The organism is Streptomyces beijiangensis (assembly GCF_017315755.1).
Classification (GTDB): Bacteria; Actinomycetota; Actinomycetes; order Streptomycetales; family Streptomycetaceae; genus Streptomyces; species Streptomyces beijiangensis.
The window spans coordinates 25,056-40,954 of the sequence record NZ_JAFLRJ010000001.1; the positions used below are offsets into that span (position 1 = coordinate 25,056).

Genomic DNA, 15,899 nt, shown 5'->3' on the forward strand with positions numbered 1-15,899 from the left:
ACGGGGAGTCCGCATGATCGAAATGCCGTCCCTGGTGGACCAGTACTGCCACGGGGTGCTCCGTACGGAGCTCGGGCTCGGCACCTTCGAGTCGTATCTGGGCAGGGACACGGGCCCGCCCGCGCCCGGCACCACCTTCTTCGACACCCAGACCGGGTTCGCCGTACGCCGCTGGTGCCCGCCGCTCCTCGGGCTCGAACCGCACTGCCCGCCGGCCCGCTATCTCGCCCGCCGCAGGGAGCTCGGTGTCGTGGAGTCGGCGCGGCTGCTGCTGCGGGGCACGGGCGTCTCCACCTATCTGGTGGACACCGGGCTGCCCGGGGACCTCACGGGTCCCGAGGAGATGGCCGCGGCGGGCGCCGCCGACGCGCGCGAGATCGTACGTCTTGAGTTACTGGCCGAGCAGGTCGCCGACACCTCTGGCACCGTCGAGTCGTTCCTCGCCAACCTCGCCGAGGCCGTGCACGCGGCCTCCTGCACCGCGGTGGCCTTCGCTTCGGTCGCCTGCGTACGGCACGGGCCCGCCCTGGCGCCCGAACCGCCGGGCCCAGGTGAGGTGCGCGGCGCCGCGGGGCGCTGGCTGGCGGCGCGGCAGGTCGGGGGGCGGCTGAGCGATCCCGTACTGCTGCGGCATCTGCTGTGGAACGCCGTCGCCTCCGGACTGCCGCTGCAACTGCGGGTGGGGGTCGGGGACCCACTGCTGCTCACCGATTTCGCCGCCGCCGCGACCGGGCACGGCACCGATCTGGTGCTGCTGCACGCCTATCCGTACCACCGCCAGGCCGCCCATCTGGCGAGCATCCACCCGCATGTGTACGCCGACCTGGGCCCGGCCGTCGCCCACACCGGAGCGCGGGCCGCGGCCGTACTCGCGGAGATCCTGGAGCTCGCGCCGTTCGGGAAGCTGCTCTTCTCCAGCGGCGGGTACGGGGTTCCCGAACTGCATGTGGTGGGTGCGCGGGGCTTCCGGGAGGCGCTGGAGCGGGTCCTCGGCGACTGGGTGCGGGACGGGGCCTGGTCGCGTACGGACGCCGACCGGGTCGCCGGGATGATCGCGGCGGGCAATGCCCGCCGCGTCTACCGGCTCGACGCGTCCTAGACGGCCGAGAGCGCCGAGCTGTCCGACTGCGAGGGGATCTCGGTGTCCGTCGTCGGCCGCTCGCGCAGCGAGAGAAGTACGCGCAGCACACCGATCCACACCAGACAGGCGCCCAGCATGTGCAGGCCCACCAGGATCTCGGGGGTCTTGGTGAAGTACTGGATGTAGCCGAGTACGCCCTGCAGCATCAGGATCAGGAAGAGATCGCGGGCCCGCCGGCGAGGGCCGACGGGGGCGTCGACCGCCTTGAGCACGAACCAGAGCGCGACAGACAGGGCCACCACGAGCCAGGCGAGGTCGGCGTGCAGCTGGGCGATCATCGTCCAGTCGAGAGGGATGCGCTCCACATCACTGGAGTCGCCCGCGTGCCGGCCCGCGCCGCTGACGACCGTACCGACCGCGATCAGCGCGCCCGCCGCGACGACCGTCAGCCAGGTGAGCTGGACGACGGGCCTGCCCACCAGGGGGCGGGGCTCGGTCGAGCCCTCGCGGGTGCGCTGCCAGGTGACGACGGCGATGGCGATCAGGGCCGCGGAGAGCAGGAAGTGCGCGGCCACGGTGTACGGGTTGAGGCCGACCAGCACCACGACCCCGCCGAGCACCGCATTGCTCATGACCACCCAGAACTGCGCCCAGCCGAGCCGGGTCAGGTCGCGCCGCCAGGGCTCGGCCGCGCGGGCCGCGATGATGGCCCAGCCGACGGCGGCGCACAGGACGTACGTCAGCATCCGGTTGGAGAACTCGATGATGCCGTGGAAGCCCATCGCACTGGTCGTGGTGAGCGACTGGTCGGTGCACTTGGGCCAGGTCGGGCAGCCGAGACCGGAGCCCGTCAGGCGTACGGCGCCGCCGGTGACGACGATGGCCACCGCCATGACGAGGGCTGCCATGGCCGCTCGTCGGACGGTCCTGGGATCGGGGGTCCAGCGCTCGGCGATGAAGGCGAGCGGGTTTCGCACGGCTTGAGCGACTTCGGCTCGGGTCAGCTTTGGCACGGGGACATCGTAGGCGGAACGCTTGTGCACGCTTTCACTAGGGTCACTCCCAGCGGAAGAAACGGGCGGCAGCGCCCAAACCGAGCACGGCCCAGACGGCGAGGATGCCCAGGTCGCCCCAGGGCATGGACGCCCCGTGCTGGAGCACATCGCGCAGCCCGTCGGAGAGGGCCGAGATCGGCAGCAGATTCAGTACGGACTGGACGCCGCCGGGGAACTTGTCCATCGGGACGATCACGCCGCCGGCGACCAGGAACAGCAGGAAGACCAGGTTGGCGGCGGCCAGCGTGGCCTCCGCCTTGAGGGTGCCTGCCATCAGGAGGCCCAGGCCCGAGAAGGCCGCCGTACCGAGGACGATCAGCAGGAAGACCGCCGCCGGGTTGCCGTGCGGGGACCAGCCCAGGGCGAGGGCGATCACCGTGAGGAGGGCGATCTGCAGGACCTCGGTGACCAGGACGGCCAGGGTCTTGGCGGTCATCAGGGCCCAGCGGGGGAGCGGGGAGGCGCCGAGCCGCTTGAGGACTCCGTAACGGCGCTCGAAGCCCGTCGCGATCGCCTGGCCGGTGAAGGCGGTGGACATCACGGCGAGGGCGAGGATGCCGGGGGCCAGGAAGTCGACCGACTTGCCGGAGCCGGTGTCCACGACGTCGATGGAGGAGAAGAGGACGAGCAGGAGCGACGGGATGATCACCGTCAGCAGGAGCTGCTCGCCGTTGCGCAGGAGCATCTTCGTCTCGAAGGAGGCCTGCGCGACGATCATGCGGGGGAGCGGGGCGGCTCCGGGTGCAGGGGTGTACGTCGACGCGCTCATGCGCGCAGCTCCTTGCCGGTCAGTTCCAGATAGACGTCTTCGAGGGTGTGGCGCTCGACCGCGATTCCGTCGGGCATCACGCCGTGCTGGGCGCACCAGGAGGTGACCGTGGCGAGGAGCTGCGGGTCGATGTGGCCGGTGATCCGGTAGGCGCCGGAGGTGAGTTCGGCGGCGGCGCTGCCGTCGGGGAGCGCCTTGAGCAGCGAGCCGAGGTCTAGGCCGGGGCGGCCGGTGAAGCGCAGGGTGTTCTCGGCGCCGCCGCGGCAGAGCGCCTCGGGGGTGCCCTGGGCGATGACCCGGCCCGCGTCGAAGATCGCCACGTCGTCGGCGAGCTGTTCGGCCTCGTCCATGAAGTGGGTGGTGAGGACGACGGTGACGCCGTCGGTGCGCAGTTCCCTTACGAGGTCCCAGGTGGAGCGGCGGGCCTGCGGGTCGAGGCCCGCGGTCGGCTCGTCCAGGAAGACCAGTTCGGGGCGGCCGATCACGGCCATGGCGAGGGAGAGGCGCTGCTGCTGGCCGCCGGAGAGCCTGCGGTAGGCCGTACGGCCGCAGCTCTCCAGACCCAGGCGCTCGATCAGCGCGTCCACGTCGAGGGGGTGCGCGTGCAGTTTGGCCATGTGGCGGAGCATCTCCTCCGCGCGGGCGCCGGAGTAGACGCCGCCGGACTGGAGCATCACACCGATGCGCGGTCTGAGCTTCGCGGCGTCGGCGACCGGGTCGAGACCCAGGACACGGACCGTGCCCGCGTCCGCCCGGCGGTAGCCCTCGCAGGTCTCGACGGTGGTGGTCTTGCCGGCGCCGTTGGGCCCCAGGACGGCGGTGACGGTGCCGGTGGCGACGCTCAGGTCGAGGCCGTTCACCGCGGTCTTGGATCCGTACCGCTTGACGAGGCCGCGGACCTCGACGGCGGGGTCTGTGCTCATGGCTGCGAGTCTACGAACCTTCCGCGGCCTCCTCGCACGCGGTACGGCACCGGGCCGGACCGGTCCGCTACACGAGGTCGCGCGGCCGGTGCAGGGCCAGCCAGCCCTCCGCGTACGCGACCGCCGCGGCCAGGGGGAACAGCCGTACCTCTGCCGCTCCCACAGTGCCCCGCACCACCGGCTCGTCCCGTGCGAAGTCCGCCCCCAGCTCGTCGAAGCGGTCGCTGGAGATCGAGGTCTCGCGCACGGTCTGCCAGCGGCGGCCCCCGGCGGTCATCACCGCGCGCCCCTCGTCGACCTCGGGCGACGGGATCCGGTACTCGGCCAGATGGAAGGCCGTACAGCGGTCGAAGCCGACGCCCAGCAGCAGCACCCTGGCCCCCGTCTCCTCCAGCCGCGCCAGCGGGCTGCGCTCGCCGAGCCTGCAGTCCTCCGCATGGCCCGCCGTGAGCGCGGCGGCCGCGGGCCCGACCGCCGCGAACGAGGTCTGGGGGTGCGCGCTGCGCAGGGCGCCCGGCCAGGTCCTGACGGTCTCGGGGATCACGCCGATGCCCCCGCTGGGCGTGGTGAGCGGGTCGTACGCGGGGGTCGCCGCACGAATGGCGGACCACCACTCCTCGGGTACGGGCGGATTGCCCCACTCCGACGGGTCGGAGTTGTCCCCTGTGTGCGTGGGCACCACCAGGGTCCCGCCGGGACCGAGTGCGTCGATGAGTGCCTGTACGACGGCGACGCGCCCGCCGCAGACCCAGCCGAGCGAGCTCAGTGAGGAGTGCACGAGCAGGGTCTCGCCGGGTTCCACACCGAGCGCCCTCAGCTCCGCCGAGATCGTCGCGCGTGTGCACAAAGGGCCGGTCAGAGGCGGTGTCGACATGGTCCGACAGTGTCCTCGCACCCGTCCATGACCGCCACTGATTTGATCGATCAGTGATCGTTTTCCCAGGTCAGCTTAGGTATCCCTAAGTGATGCAATGCATCGCTCATGATCCGGACGAGGGTTGCCAGGGTCTGGAGAATTACGCAACAATGGTGTTGTGAAATACGTTGGCGAGGCTCCGCAGGAGGAACTCGCGACCGGTGAGCGGTCCACCCGCAACCGTGTCGCGCGCTCCATCCTGGACCACGGCCCGTCCACCGTCGCCGATCTCGCCGTGCGGCTCGGGCTGACCCAGGCGGCGGTCCGCCGCCATCTGGACGCCCTCGTCTCGGACGACGTGATCGTCCCCCGTGAACAGCGGGTGTACGGAACGAGGGCCCGAGGCCGGCCCGCCAAGGTCTTCGCGCTCACCGACTGCGGCCGGGACGCCTTCGACCAGAGCTACGACAAGCTCGCGGCCGACGCCCTGCGCTGGATCGCCGAGCAGGCCGGCAGCGAAGAAGCCGTCATGGCCTTCGCCCGTGCCAGGTTCGCCACCCAGGCGGAGACCTACCGCGCTGCGGTCGAGGCCGCGGCCCCCGAGAGCCGCGCCGAAGCCCTTGCCAAGGCGTTGACCGCCGACGGGTACGCTGCTACGGCGCGAAGCGCACCGGTCGGCGAACAGCTCTGCCAGCACCACTGCCCGGTCGCCCATGTCGCCGAGCAGTTCCCCCAGCTGTGCGAGGCGGAGACCGAGGTCTTCTCCCGCCTGCTCGGGACCCATGTGCAGCGTCTGGCCACCATCGCCCACGGCGACGGAGTGTGCACGACGTTCATCCCCAATACCGCCCATTCAGCATCCGCCAGCACGGCCGGGAGGAACCCCGCATGACGCTCCCTACGGAGACCGCTCACCCCGAACTCGACGGGCTTGGTACGTACGAGTTCGGCTGGGCCGACCCCGACACTGCCGGTGCCGCGGCCAAGCGCGGCCTCAGTGAGGCCGTCGTCCGCGACATCTCGGCGAAGAAGAACGAGCCCGAGTGGATGCTGAAGCTGCGTCTCAAGGGCCTGAAGCTCTTCGGCAAGAAGCCCATGCCGTCCTGGGGTTCCGACCTCTCCGGCATCGACTTCGACAACATCAAGTACTTCGTGCGCTCCACGGAGAAGCAGGCACAGTCCTGGGAGGACCTGCCCGCGGACATCAAGAACACGTACGACAAGCTCGGCATCCCGGAGGCGGAGAAGCAGCGCCTGGTCGCCGGTGTCGCGGCTCAGTACGAGTCCGAGGTGGTCTACCACCAGATCAACGAGGAGCTCGAGGCGCAGGGTGTCATCTTCATGGACACCGACACCGCGCTGAAGGAGCACCCGGAGCTCTTCCAGGAGTACTTCGGCACGGTCATCCCGGTCGGCGACAACAAGTTCGCCTCGCTCAACTCGGCCGTGTGGTCCGGCGGATCGTTCATCTACGTGCCCAAGGGCGTGAAGGTCGAGATCCCGCTGCAGGCCTACTTCCGTATCAACACGGAGAACATGGGCCAGTTCGAGCGGACGCTGATCATCGTCGACGAGGACGCCTACGTCCACTACGTCGAGGGCTGTACCGCCCCGATCTACTCCTCCGACTCGCTGCACTCCGCGGTCGTCGAGATCATCGTGAAGAAGGGCGGCCGCTGCCGCTACACGACGATCCAGAACTGGTCGAACAACGTCTACAACCTGGTCACCAAGCGCGCCGTGGCGTACGAGGGCGCGACCATGGAGTGGGTCGACGGCAACATCGGCTCCAAGGTGACGATGAAGTACCCCGCCGTCTACCTGATGGGCGAGCACGCCAAGGGCGAGACGCTCTCCATCGCCTTCGCCGGCGAGGGCCAGCACCAGGACGCCGGATCCAAGATGGTCCACATGGCGCCCAACACCTCCTCCAACATCGTCTCCAAGTCGGTGGCGCGCGGTGGCGGCCGTACCTCCTACCGCGGTCTGGTGGAGATCGGCGAGGGCGCGCACGGGTCCAAGTCCAACGTCCTCTGCGACGCGCTGCTCGTCGACACGATCTCCCGCTCCGACACGTACCCCTACGTGGACGTGCGCGAGGACGACGTGTCCATGGGCCACGAGGCGACCGTCTCCAAGGTCTCCGACGACCAGCTCTTCTACCTGATGAGCCGCGGTATGACGGAGTTCGAGGCGATGGCCATGATCGTGCGTGGCTTCGTCGAGCCGATCGCCAAGGAGCTCCCGATGGAGTACGCCCTGGAGCTCAACCGGCTGATCGAGCTGCAGATGGAGGGTTCGGTCGGCTAGCAGCCGCCCCGCCCGTACACCAGCACCAGACGTCTTCATCAGAAAGTGAGCACGACGACAGCCATGGCTGAGGCTCAGAACATTCCGGCGGGTTCCACCACTGCCGGGTCCATCGCGGTGGCCGCCGAGTCCACCGTCGCCACCCGTATGAGCGCGCCGCCGTCCTTCGACGTGGCCGACTTCCCGGTCCCGCACGGCCGCGAGGAGGAATGGCGGTTCACCCCGCTGGACCGCCTCAGGGGCCTGCACGACGGCACCGCCGTCGCGACGGGTGAAGGCGTACGGGTCGAGGTCACCGCCCCCGACGGCGTGACCGTCGAGACGGTCGGCCGCGACGACGCGCGCATCGGCAGGGCCGGCACCCCGGCGGACCGGGTCGCCGCCCAGGCGTACACCTCCTTCGAGAAGGCCTCGGTCGTCTCGGTGCCCAAGGAGGCCGTGCTCACCGAGCCGATCCGTATCGCCGTGCACGGCATCGGCGGTGTCGCCTACGGCCACCAGGTCATCGAGCTCGGCGCCTACGCCGAGGCCGTCGTGGTCATCGACCACACCGGCGACGCGGTCCTCGCCGCCAACGTCGACTACCTGCTCGGCGACGGCGCGAAGCTCACCGTCGTCTCCGTCCAGGACTGGGACGACAAGGCCGTCCACGTCGCGCAGCACAATGCGCTCGTCGGCAGGGACGCCACCTTCAAGTCGATCGTGGTCACCTTCGGCGGCGACCTCGTACGCCTCCACCCGCGCGTCACCTACGCGGGCCCCGGCGGCGACGCCGAGCTCTTCGGTCTGTACTTCACCGACAAGGGCCAGCACCAGGAGCACCGCCTCCTGGTCGACCACAACGCCCCGAACTGCAAGTCCAACGTGGCCTACAAGGGCGCACTGCAGGGCCAGGACGCGCACGCGGTGTGGATCGGCGACGTCCTGATCCAGGCGGCCGCCGAGGGCACGGACTCGTACGAGCTGAACCGCAACCTCGTCCTCACGGACGGCGCGCGCGTCGACTCCGTACCGAACCTGGAGATCGAGACCGGCGAGATCGCGGGCGCGGGACACGCCTCCGCTACCGGCCGCTTCGACGACTCGCAGCTCTTCTACCTGCAGTCGCGCGGTATCCCGGCGGACGAGGCCCGCCGCCTCGTCGTCCGCGGCTTCTTCGCCGAGCTCGTCCAGCAGATCGGTCTGCCGGACGTCGAGGAGCGCCTCCTCGCCAAGATCGACGCGGAGCTGGAGGCGTCGGTCTGATGGCTTTCGTCAAGGTGGCCGCGCTCAGCGAGCTGGAAGAGGGCACCCCGAAGCGGGTGGAACTCGACGGCACGCCGGTGTCGCTGGTCCGCACGGACGGGGAGGTGTTCGCGATCAACGACATCTGCTCGCACGCGAACGTCTCCCTCTCCGAGGGCGAGGTCGACGACTGTTCGATCGAGTGCTGGCTGCACGGCTCGTCGTTCGACCTCCGTACCGGAAAGCCGTCCGGCCTTCCCGCGACGCGCCCCGTCCCCGTATACCCCGTAAAGATCCAAGGGGACGATGTGCTCGTCTCCGTCACCCAGGAGTCCTGAGCTACCCATGGCAACGCTTGAAATCCGCGACCTGCACGTCTCCGTCGAAACCGAGAACGGTACGAAGGAGATCCTCAAGGGCGTCGACCTGACCGTGAAGCAGGGCGAGACCCACGCCATCATGGGCCCCAACGGCTCCGGCAAGTCGACCCTGGCGTACTCCGTCGCGGGTCACCCCAAGTACACGGTCACCTCCGGCACCGTCACCCTCGACGGCGAGGACGTCCTCGCGATGACCGTCGACGAGCGCGCCCGCGCCGGCATGTTCCTCGCCATGCAGTACCCGGTCGAGGTCCCCGGTGTGTCGGTCTCCAACTTCCTGCGTACGTCGGCGACGGCGATCCGCGGCGAGGCCCCCAAGCTGCGCACCTGGGTGAAGGAGGTCAGGACCGCGATGGAGACCCTCCAGATGGACCCGGCCTTCGCCGAGCGCAACGTCAACGAGGGCTTCTCCGGCGGCGAGAAGAAGCGCCACGAGATCCTCCAGATGGAGCTCCTCAAGCCGAAGATCGCGATCCTCGACGAGACCGACTCCGGTCTGGACGTCGACGCGCTGCGCCAGGTCTCCGAGGGCGTCAACCGCGTCCGCGAGACCGGTGAGGTCGGCACGCTCCTCATCACGCACTACACGCGCATCCTGCGCTACATCACCCCCGACTTCGTCCACGTCTTCGCGAACGGCCGCATCGCCGAGTCCGGCGGTCCCGAGCTCGCGGACAAGCTGGAGACCGAGGGCTACGAGGCTTACACCACGAAGGGCGGCGCTTCAGCGTGACAACACTGCCGGGCCTCCTCACGGCGTCCGACTACAACGTCGAGGCGATCCGCAAGGACTTCCCCTTGCTGGACCGTGTGGTCCACGACGGGAAGAAGATCGTCTACCTGGACAACGCGGCCACTTCGCAGAAGCCGCGCCAGGTGCTCGACGCGCTCACCGAGTACTACGAGCAGCACAACGCCAACGTCCACCGCGGCGTGCACGTGCTTGCCGAGGAGGCCACGGCACTGTACGAGGGCGCCCGCGACAAGGTCGCCGCCTTCATCAACGCGCCGAGCCGCGACGAGGTCATCTTCACCAAGAACGCCTCGGAGTCGCTCAACCTCGTCGCCAACATGCTGGGCTGGGCCGACGAGCCCTACCGGGTGGACCGCGAGACCGAGATCGTCATCACGGAGATGGAGCACCACTCCAACATCGTGCCGTGGCAGCTGCTCTCGCAGCGCACGGGCGCGAAGCTGAAGTGGTTCGGCATCACCGACGACGGCCGCCTCGACCTGTCCAACATCGAAGAGATCATCACCGAGAAGACGAAGATCGTCTCCTTCACGCTGGTCTCCAACATCATGGGCACGATCAACCCGGTCGAGGCGATCATCCGCCGCGCCCAGCAGGTCGGCGCGCTCGTCTGCATCGACGCCTCGCAGGCAGCCCCGCACATGGTGCTCGACGTCCAGGCGCTGCAGGCCGACTTCGTGGCCTTCACCGGCCACAAGATGGTCGGTCCCACGGGCATCGGCGTTCTCTGGGGCCGCCAGGAGCTCCTGGAGGACCTGCCGCCGTTCCTCGGTGGCGGCGAGATGATCGAGACCGTGTCGATGCACTCGTCGACGTACGCTCCCGCGCCGCACAAGTTCGAGGCGGGTACGCCCCCGATCGCCCAGGCCGTCGGCCTCGGTGCGGCCGTGGACTACCTCTCCGCGATCGGCATGGACAAGATCGAGGCGCACGAGCACGCGATCACCGCGTACGCGATGAAGCGGCTCGGGGAGATCCCCGACCTGCGGTTCATCGGTCCTGACACGGCCGAGAACCGCGCCGCGACGATCTCCTTCACGCTCGGCGACATCCACCCGCACGACGTGGGCCAGGTCCTCGACGAGCAGGGCATCGCGGTCCGGGTCGGCCACCACTGCGCGCGGCCCGTCTGCCTGCGGTACGGAATTCCTGCGACGACGCGAGCGTCGTTCTATCTGTACTCCACGCCCGGCGAGGTCGATGCCTTGGTCGATGGCCTGGAGCACGTACGGAACTTCTTCGGATAGGGACTGGGGATCGTGAAGCTGGATTCGATGTACCAGGAAGTCATCCTGGACCACTACAAGCACCCGCACGGGCGCGGTCTCCGGGACGGCGACGCCGAGGTGCACCACGTCAACCCGACGTGCGGCGACGAGATCACGCTGCGCGTGAAGTACGACGGCGACCGCATCGCGGACATCTCGTACGAGGGCCAGGGCTGCTCGATCAGCCAGGCCAGCGCCTCCGTGCTCAACGAGCTGCTGGTCGGCAAGGAGCTCGAGGACGCGCAGAAGATCCAGGCCGCGTTCCTGGAGCTGATGCAGTCCAAGGGCAAGCTGGAGCCGGATGACGCGATGGAGGAGATCCTGGAGGACGCGGTCGCGTTCGCCGGAGTCTCCAAGTACCCCGCCCGTGTGAAGTGCGCGCTGCTCAGCTGGATGGCGTGGAAGGACGCGACCGCTCAGGCGCTGGGCGAGTCCGAAAGGAAGACAGCATGAGCGACAGTGAGACCTTGACGACCAAGCCGGCCTCTGAGGAAGAGGTCCGCGAGGCGCTGTACGACGTCGTCGACCCCGAGCTGGGCATCGACGTCGTCAACCTGGGCCTGATCTACGGCATCCACGTCGACGACGCGAACATCGCCACCCTCGACATGACCCTGACGTCCGCGGCCTGCCCGCTGACCGATGTCATCGAGGACCAGGCGAAGTCGGCGACCGAGGGCATCGTCAACGAACTGAAGATCAACTGGGTCTGGATGCCGCCGTGGGGCCCGGACAAGATCACGGACGACGGCCGCGAGCAGCTGCGCGCGCTCGGCTTCAACGTCTGATCCGAGCCTGATCCGCAACACCCCTGAACGGCCCCGGTGCACCGAGTGCACCGGGGCCGTCCGGCGTTGTTCGCCTTCCGTACGTACGCCGTGCGCCGACAGTTGGCGCAGGAACCGGAACCTTCTCGTCGAGATCACACGGGGATCATCACGACGAGAGGGACACCCAGTGCAGTCGTACGTTGCGCTAAAGCAAGCTTTGCGAGGGCGCCCGGGGATGTCGCGCCGACGTGCTCTTCCGGCCGGGGGTCCGGGGGTTGTCCCCCGGGAAGGCACAGTGCTTTCCCGCCGCACGGCGATCGCCGCCGCGAGCGGTCTGCTTACGCTGGCCGTCATGGGCCTCAACACACCTGCACAGGCGGTGAGTTACGGCACGCCGACCATCGCGCTCTCGGCCGCGTACCTCTCCGGCGCCGTCGGTGCGACCGCCGACCCCGCCGTCACCGTGACCCTCGCCCAGAGCGGCGCCGACGTCTCGGCGCTGACCGTGGCCGCATCCGCCAGCTCCAAGTCCTCCGTCGCCGGTACGGGCGACGTGACGGTCACCGGGACCGGGGCGACCCGGACGGTGACCGTGGGCGCCCATGCGCGGGGGTACACCGATCTGACCCTCAAGGTGACCGGGCTCGGCGGGAAGACCGCCACCAAGACGCTGCACTACGCCGCGTCCGCCGCCGTCCAGTACGGGCCGCAGACCCGGTACCTCACCGGTTCCTCCGACGCGTCGGCCGCCGTCGACGTGGGTGACGGGTACGTGGTCGTCGCCGACGACGAGTCCAACGTGCTGCGGCTGTACAGCCGTTCGGCGTCCGGGGCGCCGGTGAAGACCTGGGACGTCAGCGACGCTCTCGGGGCGGACAAGGAGATCGACATCGAGGGCGCCGCCCGGGTCGGCAACACCATCTACTGGACCGGATCGCTCGGCAACAACAAGGACGGCGAGTACAAGGCCGACCGCAACACCGTTATCACCACCACGGTGAGCGGCTCCGGGGCCAACACCGCGCTGACGGTGGCCGGTTCGTACCACAAGCTCCGTGACGACCTGGTCGCCTGGGACAAGATGAACGGCAACGGCTACGGCTTCGCGGCGGGCGTGGCCGACGGCCAGGTGCCCAAGCAGATCGACGGGTTCAACGTCGAGGGTCTTGAGTTCGCGCCGGGATCCACCACGACCGCGTACATCGGATTCCGCGCGCCGCTCGTACCGCCGAAGGGAGGCGGCAAGGGGTTGATCGTGCCCGTCACCAACATCGACAAGGTTCTCGGCAGCGGGGCGAAGGCCGTCTTCGGTACGCCGATCGAGCTGGACCTGGGCGGGCTCGCGATCCGGGACATCCGGAAGAACGCCGCGAACCAGTACCTGATCGTGGCCGGTTCATGGGCCGCCGACGACAACAGCGACCCGTATGCCCTCTACTCCTGGGACGGGGTCGCGGCGCACGCCCCGGTCAAGCGGATCGACCTGCCGACCAGTGACCCGGGCGGCTGGGAGGCCGTGGTGGACGTACCGGACCTGAGCGTCTCCGGTGCGCAGGCGCAGCTGATCACCGACGACGGTTCGGCCGACCTCTACGGTGACGGCACAGAGGCGAAGGACCTCTCCCACGACGAGTGGAAGAAGTCCCGCGCCACGTGGTTCACGGTGACTCCGTAGCGTTCCCCGCTGCCGCCTGGACGAGCACGGGGGCCAGGTCCTCCTTGCGGAAGCGCTGGTCGACGTAGAGCAGACCCGTCATCAGCTGGGGGAAGGTGACGGTGATCACCTGGCTGATCAGCTGGCCGAGCATGCCGAGCGCGAAATAGAAGGAGATGACGGTGACGATCTGGGCGGTGCCCGCGTCTTCACCGAGCGTTGCCGTGGGGAAGCTGCCCAGGAGGGTGAAGGGCATCTGGACGAAGTAGCCCGTGATGGCGGCCATCACGGAGGAGAGGGCCGAGATCCCGAAGATCCTCCACCAGGAGCCCTTCACCAGCTGCGAGGAGCGGCGCAGCGCGTCGACGGGGCGCCGGCCCTCGAAGACCACGGCGGAGGGGGCCAGGCTGAACTTCACGTAGAGCCAGACCGCGAGCGGGACGACCGTCAGGATCAGCAGCGGGATCAGGGCGATCAGAGCCGCCGGGCTGTCGTTGCTGACCGCGATCACGATCAGGGCGATGAACCCGCCCACGATCAGGAACAGCGGCACCACGGTGGCCAGTCCGGACAGCAGTACGGCGCCGAGCACGGCGGGCATGCGCGAGAAGGCGCGGCGCCAGACCGATGCGTAGGTCGCGGGCTTGCCGAGTACGCCGTCCTGGAGCACGGTTGCGCAGGTCGCGTACATCATGGCCGTACAGAACATGATCAGGAGCAGGGCGACCACCCAGAGGGCGATGAAGCCGAACACCAGCGAACGGACGTCGGGCCAGGTGAGGTGGGGCTGGCGGTCATCGTCGAACACGGTGTGGAAGGTGTCCGAGAACGTGGCGTACAGGATGCCGATGATCGCGACGACGGCTGTCGCCGCCCCTCCGTAGAGGGTCGCGGCAATGCCGAGCAGGGGCTTCCAGTAGCGGCCGATCGCGGACATCGCGCCACTGAGCATGTCGCCGACCTGCAGCGGCCGCAGCGGGATCACGCCTGGCTTGGGCGCCTCCGGCGGCCCCCAGCCGCCACCCCATCCGGGGCCAGGGCCGGGCGGTCCTCCGTAGCCGGGTGGCCCGCCGTACCCGGGTGGTCCTCCGTATGCCCCGCCCCAACCCGCGTCCTGCGTCATGCTGTTCCCCCTTGATGTGCCGACCGGTGATTCCGTACCGGACGGCACAAGATAGCCGCCTCAGGCGCTGGGCCAGCGCAGCAGGTTCTCGGTGAAGTGGGCGCTGAAGTTCCGCGGGCCCTTGCCGAGAGCCACCCGGCCCGTCTGCAGAGTGCGCGCCTTGATGGCATCGCTGTACGCGTAGGTGCGGGCCTCGTCGGCCGGGAGGAAGACGGTCTGGCCTCGGGTGAGTTCGCTGGCGCACTCCACCACGATCGTGCCGTCGGCCGCCGTGACGAACGATTCGTCGGCCGCCACGCCCACCGCCAGGGGGTCGTGCAGCGGGCAGTCCGGCTGGCCCGCGTTCACGTCGTAGGACTTGAGGTAGTGGCGCATCAGGTTGGCGGTGAGCTCCTGGCCCGGACCCGCGGCCACGAGCGTGTCCAGGTCGCCCTGGGTGAAGCGCCAGGCGTGCGTCGCGTCCAGGCCGACCATCGTGTACGGGGCTCCCGACGTGACCACGATGTCGGTGGCCTCGGGGTCGGCCCAGACGTTGAACTCGGCGACGGGGGTGATGTTTCCGGTGTGTACGGCACCGCCCATGAAGACCAGCTTCTTCAGCCGCCTGGCCAGGTCGGGGTCCTCGATGAGGGCCGCGGCGACGTTGGTCAGGGGGCCGGTGGCGACGAGGGTGAGCTCGCCCTCGTACTCCTTGGAGAGGCGGAGGATCGCCTGGACCGCGGACTCGGTCTGGTGGGGCGCGGTGGAGTCGGGGATGATCTCGTCGCCGAGACCGTTCTCGCCGTGGAAGCCGCCGGAGTCGGGGCTGATACGGCTGAGGGTGCGCCCGACGCCGCGGTACACGGGGACGTCGCCGTCGATGCGCAGGGCGCGGGTCAGTGCGCGGGCATTGCGGTACGTGTGGTCGAGCGGGACGTTTCCGGCGACCGCGGTGAAGGCCTTGAGGTCCCACAGGCCGGTGCCCAGGAGGTACTGCAGGGCCACGGCGTCGTCGAGACCAGGGTCGCTGTCCAGGATGATCGGGGAGCGGTTCACCGGGGGTACCTCCATGGTGCGAGTGGGTTCGTCCGGAATGCTACGGGGCCCGCCGATATCTGGTTGCCGCAGGTGGGATGCGGTGTTGGAGTGACCGCATGAACAGTGATGCGGTGCGTGCGGTATTCGACCGGCAGATGCGGCGGGAGACCCCGGGGGACGGTCCGGGTGTGCGGGTGGAGCGTGCGGGTGATGTCGTACGGCAGACGGGCGGGGGCGGCGACTGGAACGGAGTCCTCTGGTCGGGCCTGGGCGAGGACGGTGCGGACGCGGATGCGGTGATCGCGGCGCAGGTGAAGCACTTCGGGGCGCTGGGGCTGGAATTCGAGTGGAAGCTCTACTCGCACGACACGCCCCACGACCTGGGGGCGCGGCTGGCGGCGGCCGGATTCGAGGCGGAGCCGGCCGAGGCGCTGATGGTCGCGGAGGTCGCGGAGCTGCCGACGGAGGTGCGGCTGCCCGAGGGGGTGCGGCTGGTGCCCGTCACCGATGCGGCAGGTGTACGGCTGATGGGGGAGGCCCACGACGAGGCCTTCGGCTCGGACAGTTCGCGGATCCAGCACCAGGTGCTGACCCGCCTTGAGGCCGACCCGGAGGGGCTCGTCGCCGTCCTGGCCATGGCGGGGGACCGGCCGGTGTGCGCGGCGCGGATCGAGTTCCAGACGGGGACGGACTTCGCGAGCCTGTGGGGCGGGGG

At 69.3% G+C, this 15,899-nt stretch carries 17 protein-coding genes; 11 read left to right on the forward strand and 6 right to left on the reverse strand.

Translation table 11 applies throughout. The features are described 5' to 3' along the window. Positions 1–13 precede the first annotated feature (13 nt). Positions 14–1,099: an amidohydrolase family protein gene (locus tag J0695_RS00110; protein WP_206958743.1), complete on the forward strand. Its 1,086-nt coding sequence runs from the start codon at positions 14–16 to the stop codon at positions 1,097–1,099. Here J0695_RS00110 and J0695_RS00115 read toward each other — a convergent pair. From J0695_RS00115 to J0695_RS00130, 4 genes are all read right to left on the reverse strand, one after another. Next, complete coding sequence (locus tag J0695_RS00115) at positions 1,096–2,094, reverse strand: COX15/CtaA family protein (protein WP_307798316.1); 999 nt, start codon at positions 2,092–2,094, stop codon at positions 1,096–1,098. The genes J0695_RS00110 and J0695_RS00115 overlap by 4 nt on opposite strands. A 43-nt stretch (positions 2,095–2,137) precedes the next feature. Further along, on the reverse strand, positions 2,138–2,905 hold the full coding sequence (locus tag J0695_RS00120) for an ABC transporter permease (RefSeq protein WP_206958746.1): 768 nt from the start codon (positions 2,903–2,905) through the stop codon (positions 2,138–2,140). Then, the gene (locus J0695_RS00125; protein WP_206958748.1) at positions 2,902–3,828 is read right to left on the reverse strand and encodes an ABC transporter ATP-binding protein; all 927 of its coding nucleotides are present in this window, start codon (positions 3,826–3,828) and stop codon (positions 2,902–2,904) included. Before J0695_RS00125 ends, J0695_RS00120 begins: the two co-directional genes overlap by 4 nt. 67 nt (positions 3,829–3,895) lie before the next feature. Further along, complete coding sequence (locus J0695_RS00130) at positions 3,896–4,702, reverse strand: AAC(3) family N-acetyltransferase (protein ID WP_206958750.1); 807 nt, start codon at positions 4,700–4,702, stop codon at positions 3,896–3,898. Positions 4,703–4,862: 160 nt separating this feature from the next. Between J0695_RS00130 and J0695_RS00135 the strand changes: the two genes are divergently transcribed. The 9 genes from J0695_RS00135 (at position 4,863) to J0695_RS00175 (ending at position 13,065) form a co-directional block, all read left to right on the forward strand. Next, positions 4,863–5,576 (forward strand): helix-turn-helix transcriptional regulator, encoded by a 714-nt coding sequence (locus J0695_RS00135; protein ID WP_206958752.1) that lies wholly within the window; start codon positions 4,863–4,865, stop codon positions 5,574–5,576. Continuing rightward, on the forward strand, positions 5,573–6,994 hold the full coding sequence (gene sufB, locus J0695_RS00140; RefSeq protein ID WP_206958753.1) for a Fe-S cluster assembly protein SufB: 1,422 nt from the start codon (positions 5,573–5,575) through the stop codon (positions 6,992–6,994). The genes J0695_RS00135 and sufB overlap by 4 nt, the downstream gene beginning before the upstream one ends. A gap of 63 nt (positions 6,995–7,057) precedes the next feature. Continuing rightward, positions 7,058–8,239, forward strand: coding sequence for a Fe-S cluster assembly protein SufD (gene sufD / locus J0695_RS00145; protein ID WP_206958755.1), 1,182 nt, complete (start codon positions 7,058–7,060; stop codon positions 8,237–8,239). Further along, positions 8,239–8,556, forward strand: coding sequence for a non-heme iron oxygenase ferredoxin subunit (locus tag J0695_RS00150; RefSeq protein ID WP_206958757.1), 318 nt, complete (start codon positions 8,239–8,241; stop codon positions 8,554–8,556). Before sufD ends, J0695_RS00150 begins: the two co-directional genes overlap by 1 nt. A gap of 7 nt (positions 8,557–8,563) precedes the next feature. Continuing rightward, complete coding sequence (gene sufC / locus J0695_RS00155; protein ID WP_206958759.1) at positions 8,564–9,331, forward strand: Fe-S cluster assembly ATPase SufC; 768 nt, start codon at positions 8,564–8,566, stop codon at positions 9,329–9,331. Further along, positions 9,328–10,599: a cysteine desulfurase gene (locus tag J0695_RS00160; RefSeq protein WP_206958761.1), complete on the forward strand. Its 1,272-nt coding sequence runs from the start codon at positions 9,328–9,330 to the stop codon at positions 10,597–10,599. Before sufC ends, J0695_RS00160 begins: the two co-directional genes overlap by 4 nt. 12 nt (positions 10,600–10,611) lie before the next feature. Further along, positions 10,612–11,073, forward strand: a complete 462-nt coding sequence (sufU, locus tag J0695_RS00165; protein WP_206958763.1) for a Fe-S cluster assembly sulfur transfer protein SufU — start codon at positions 10,612–10,614, stop codon at positions 11,071–11,073. After that, on the forward strand, positions 11,070–11,408 hold the full coding sequence (locus J0695_RS00170) for a metal-sulfur cluster assembly factor (protein ID WP_206958765.1): 339 nt from the start codon (positions 11,070–11,072) through the stop codon (positions 11,406–11,408). The genes sufU and J0695_RS00170 overlap by 4 nt, the downstream gene beginning before the upstream one ends. Before the next feature lie 334 nt (positions 11,409–11,742). Next, positions 11,743–13,065, forward strand: a complete 1,323-nt coding sequence (locus tag J0695_RS00175) for a hypothetical protein (RefSeq protein WP_242552001.1) — start codon at positions 11,743–11,745, stop codon at positions 13,063–13,065. Here J0695_RS00175 and J0695_RS00180 read toward each other — a convergent pair. Together J0695_RS00180 and J0695_RS00185 are read right to left on the reverse strand one after the other, a co-directional pair. Next, positions 13,049–14,167: a DUF7847 domain-containing protein gene (locus J0695_RS00180; RefSeq protein WP_206958768.1), complete on the reverse strand. Its 1,119-nt coding sequence runs from the start codon at positions 14,165–14,167 to the stop codon at positions 13,049–13,051. The genes J0695_RS00175 and J0695_RS00180 overlap by 17 nt on opposite strands. A gap of 60 nt (positions 14,168–14,227) precedes the next feature. After that, the gene (locus J0695_RS00185; protein ID WP_206958770.1) at positions 14,228–15,217 is read right to left on the reverse strand and encodes a nucleoside hydrolase; all 990 of its coding nucleotides are present in this window, start codon (positions 15,215–15,217) and stop codon (positions 14,228–14,230) included. Positions 15,218–15,300: 83 nt separating this feature from the next. On the opposite strand from J0695_RS00185, the gene J0695_RS00190 reads away from it, so the two are divergent. After that, the coding region (locus tag J0695_RS00190) for a GNAT family N-acetyltransferase (RefSeq protein ID WP_206958772.1) at positions 15,301–15,899 on the forward strand (599 nt) is incomplete at its 3' end.

Excerpts from the sequence above, each read along its gene's own strand:
- J0695_RS00110 (WP_206958743.1), top strand. The coding sequence starts at position 14 with ATGATCGAAATGCCGTCCCTGGTGGACCAGTACTGCCACGGGGTGCTC.
- J0695_RS00120 (WP_206958746.1), bottom strand. The coding sequence starts at position 2,905 with ATGAGCGCGTCGACGTACACCCCTGCACCCGGAGCCGCCCCGCTCCCC.
- J0695_RS00125 (WP_206958748.1), bottom strand. The coding sequence starts at position 3,828 with ATGAGCACAGACCCCGCCGTCGAGGTCCGCGGCCTCGTCAAGCGGTAC.
- J0695_RS00130 (WP_206958750.1), bottom strand. The coding sequence starts at position 4,702 with ATGTCGACACCGCCTCTGACCGGCCCTTTGTGCACACGCGCGACGATC.
- sufB (WP_206958753.1), top strand. The coding sequence starts at position 5,573 with ATGACGCTCCCTACGGAGACCGCTCACCCCGAACTCGACGGGCTTGGT.
- sufD (WP_206958755.1), top strand. The coding sequence starts at position 7,058 with ATGGCTGAGGCTCAGAACATTCCGGCGGGTTCCACCACTGCCGGGTCC.
- J0695_RS00150 (WP_206958757.1), top strand. The coding sequence starts at position 8,239 with ATGGCTTTCGTCAAGGTGGCCGCGCTCAGCGAGCTGGAAGAGGGCACC.
- sufC (WP_206958759.1), top strand. The coding sequence starts at position 8,564 with ATGGCAACGCTTGAAATCCGCGACCTGCACGTCTCCGTCGAAACCGAG.
- J0695_RS00170 (WP_206958765.1), top strand. The coding sequence starts at position 11,070 with ATGAGCGACAGTGAGACCTTGACGACCAAGCCGGCCTCTGAGGAAGAG.
- J0695_RS00175 (WP_242552001.1), top strand. The coding sequence starts at position 11,743 with ATGGGCCTCAACACACCTGCACAGGCGGTGAGTTACGGCACGCCGACC.
- J0695_RS00180 (WP_206958768.1), bottom strand. The coding sequence starts at position 14,167 with ATGACGCAGGACGCGGGTTGGGGCGGGGCATACGGAGGACCACCCGGG.
- J0695_RS00185 (WP_206958770.1), bottom strand. The coding sequence starts at position 15,217 with ATGGAGGTACCCCCGGTGAACCGCTCCCCGATCATCCTGGACAGCGAC.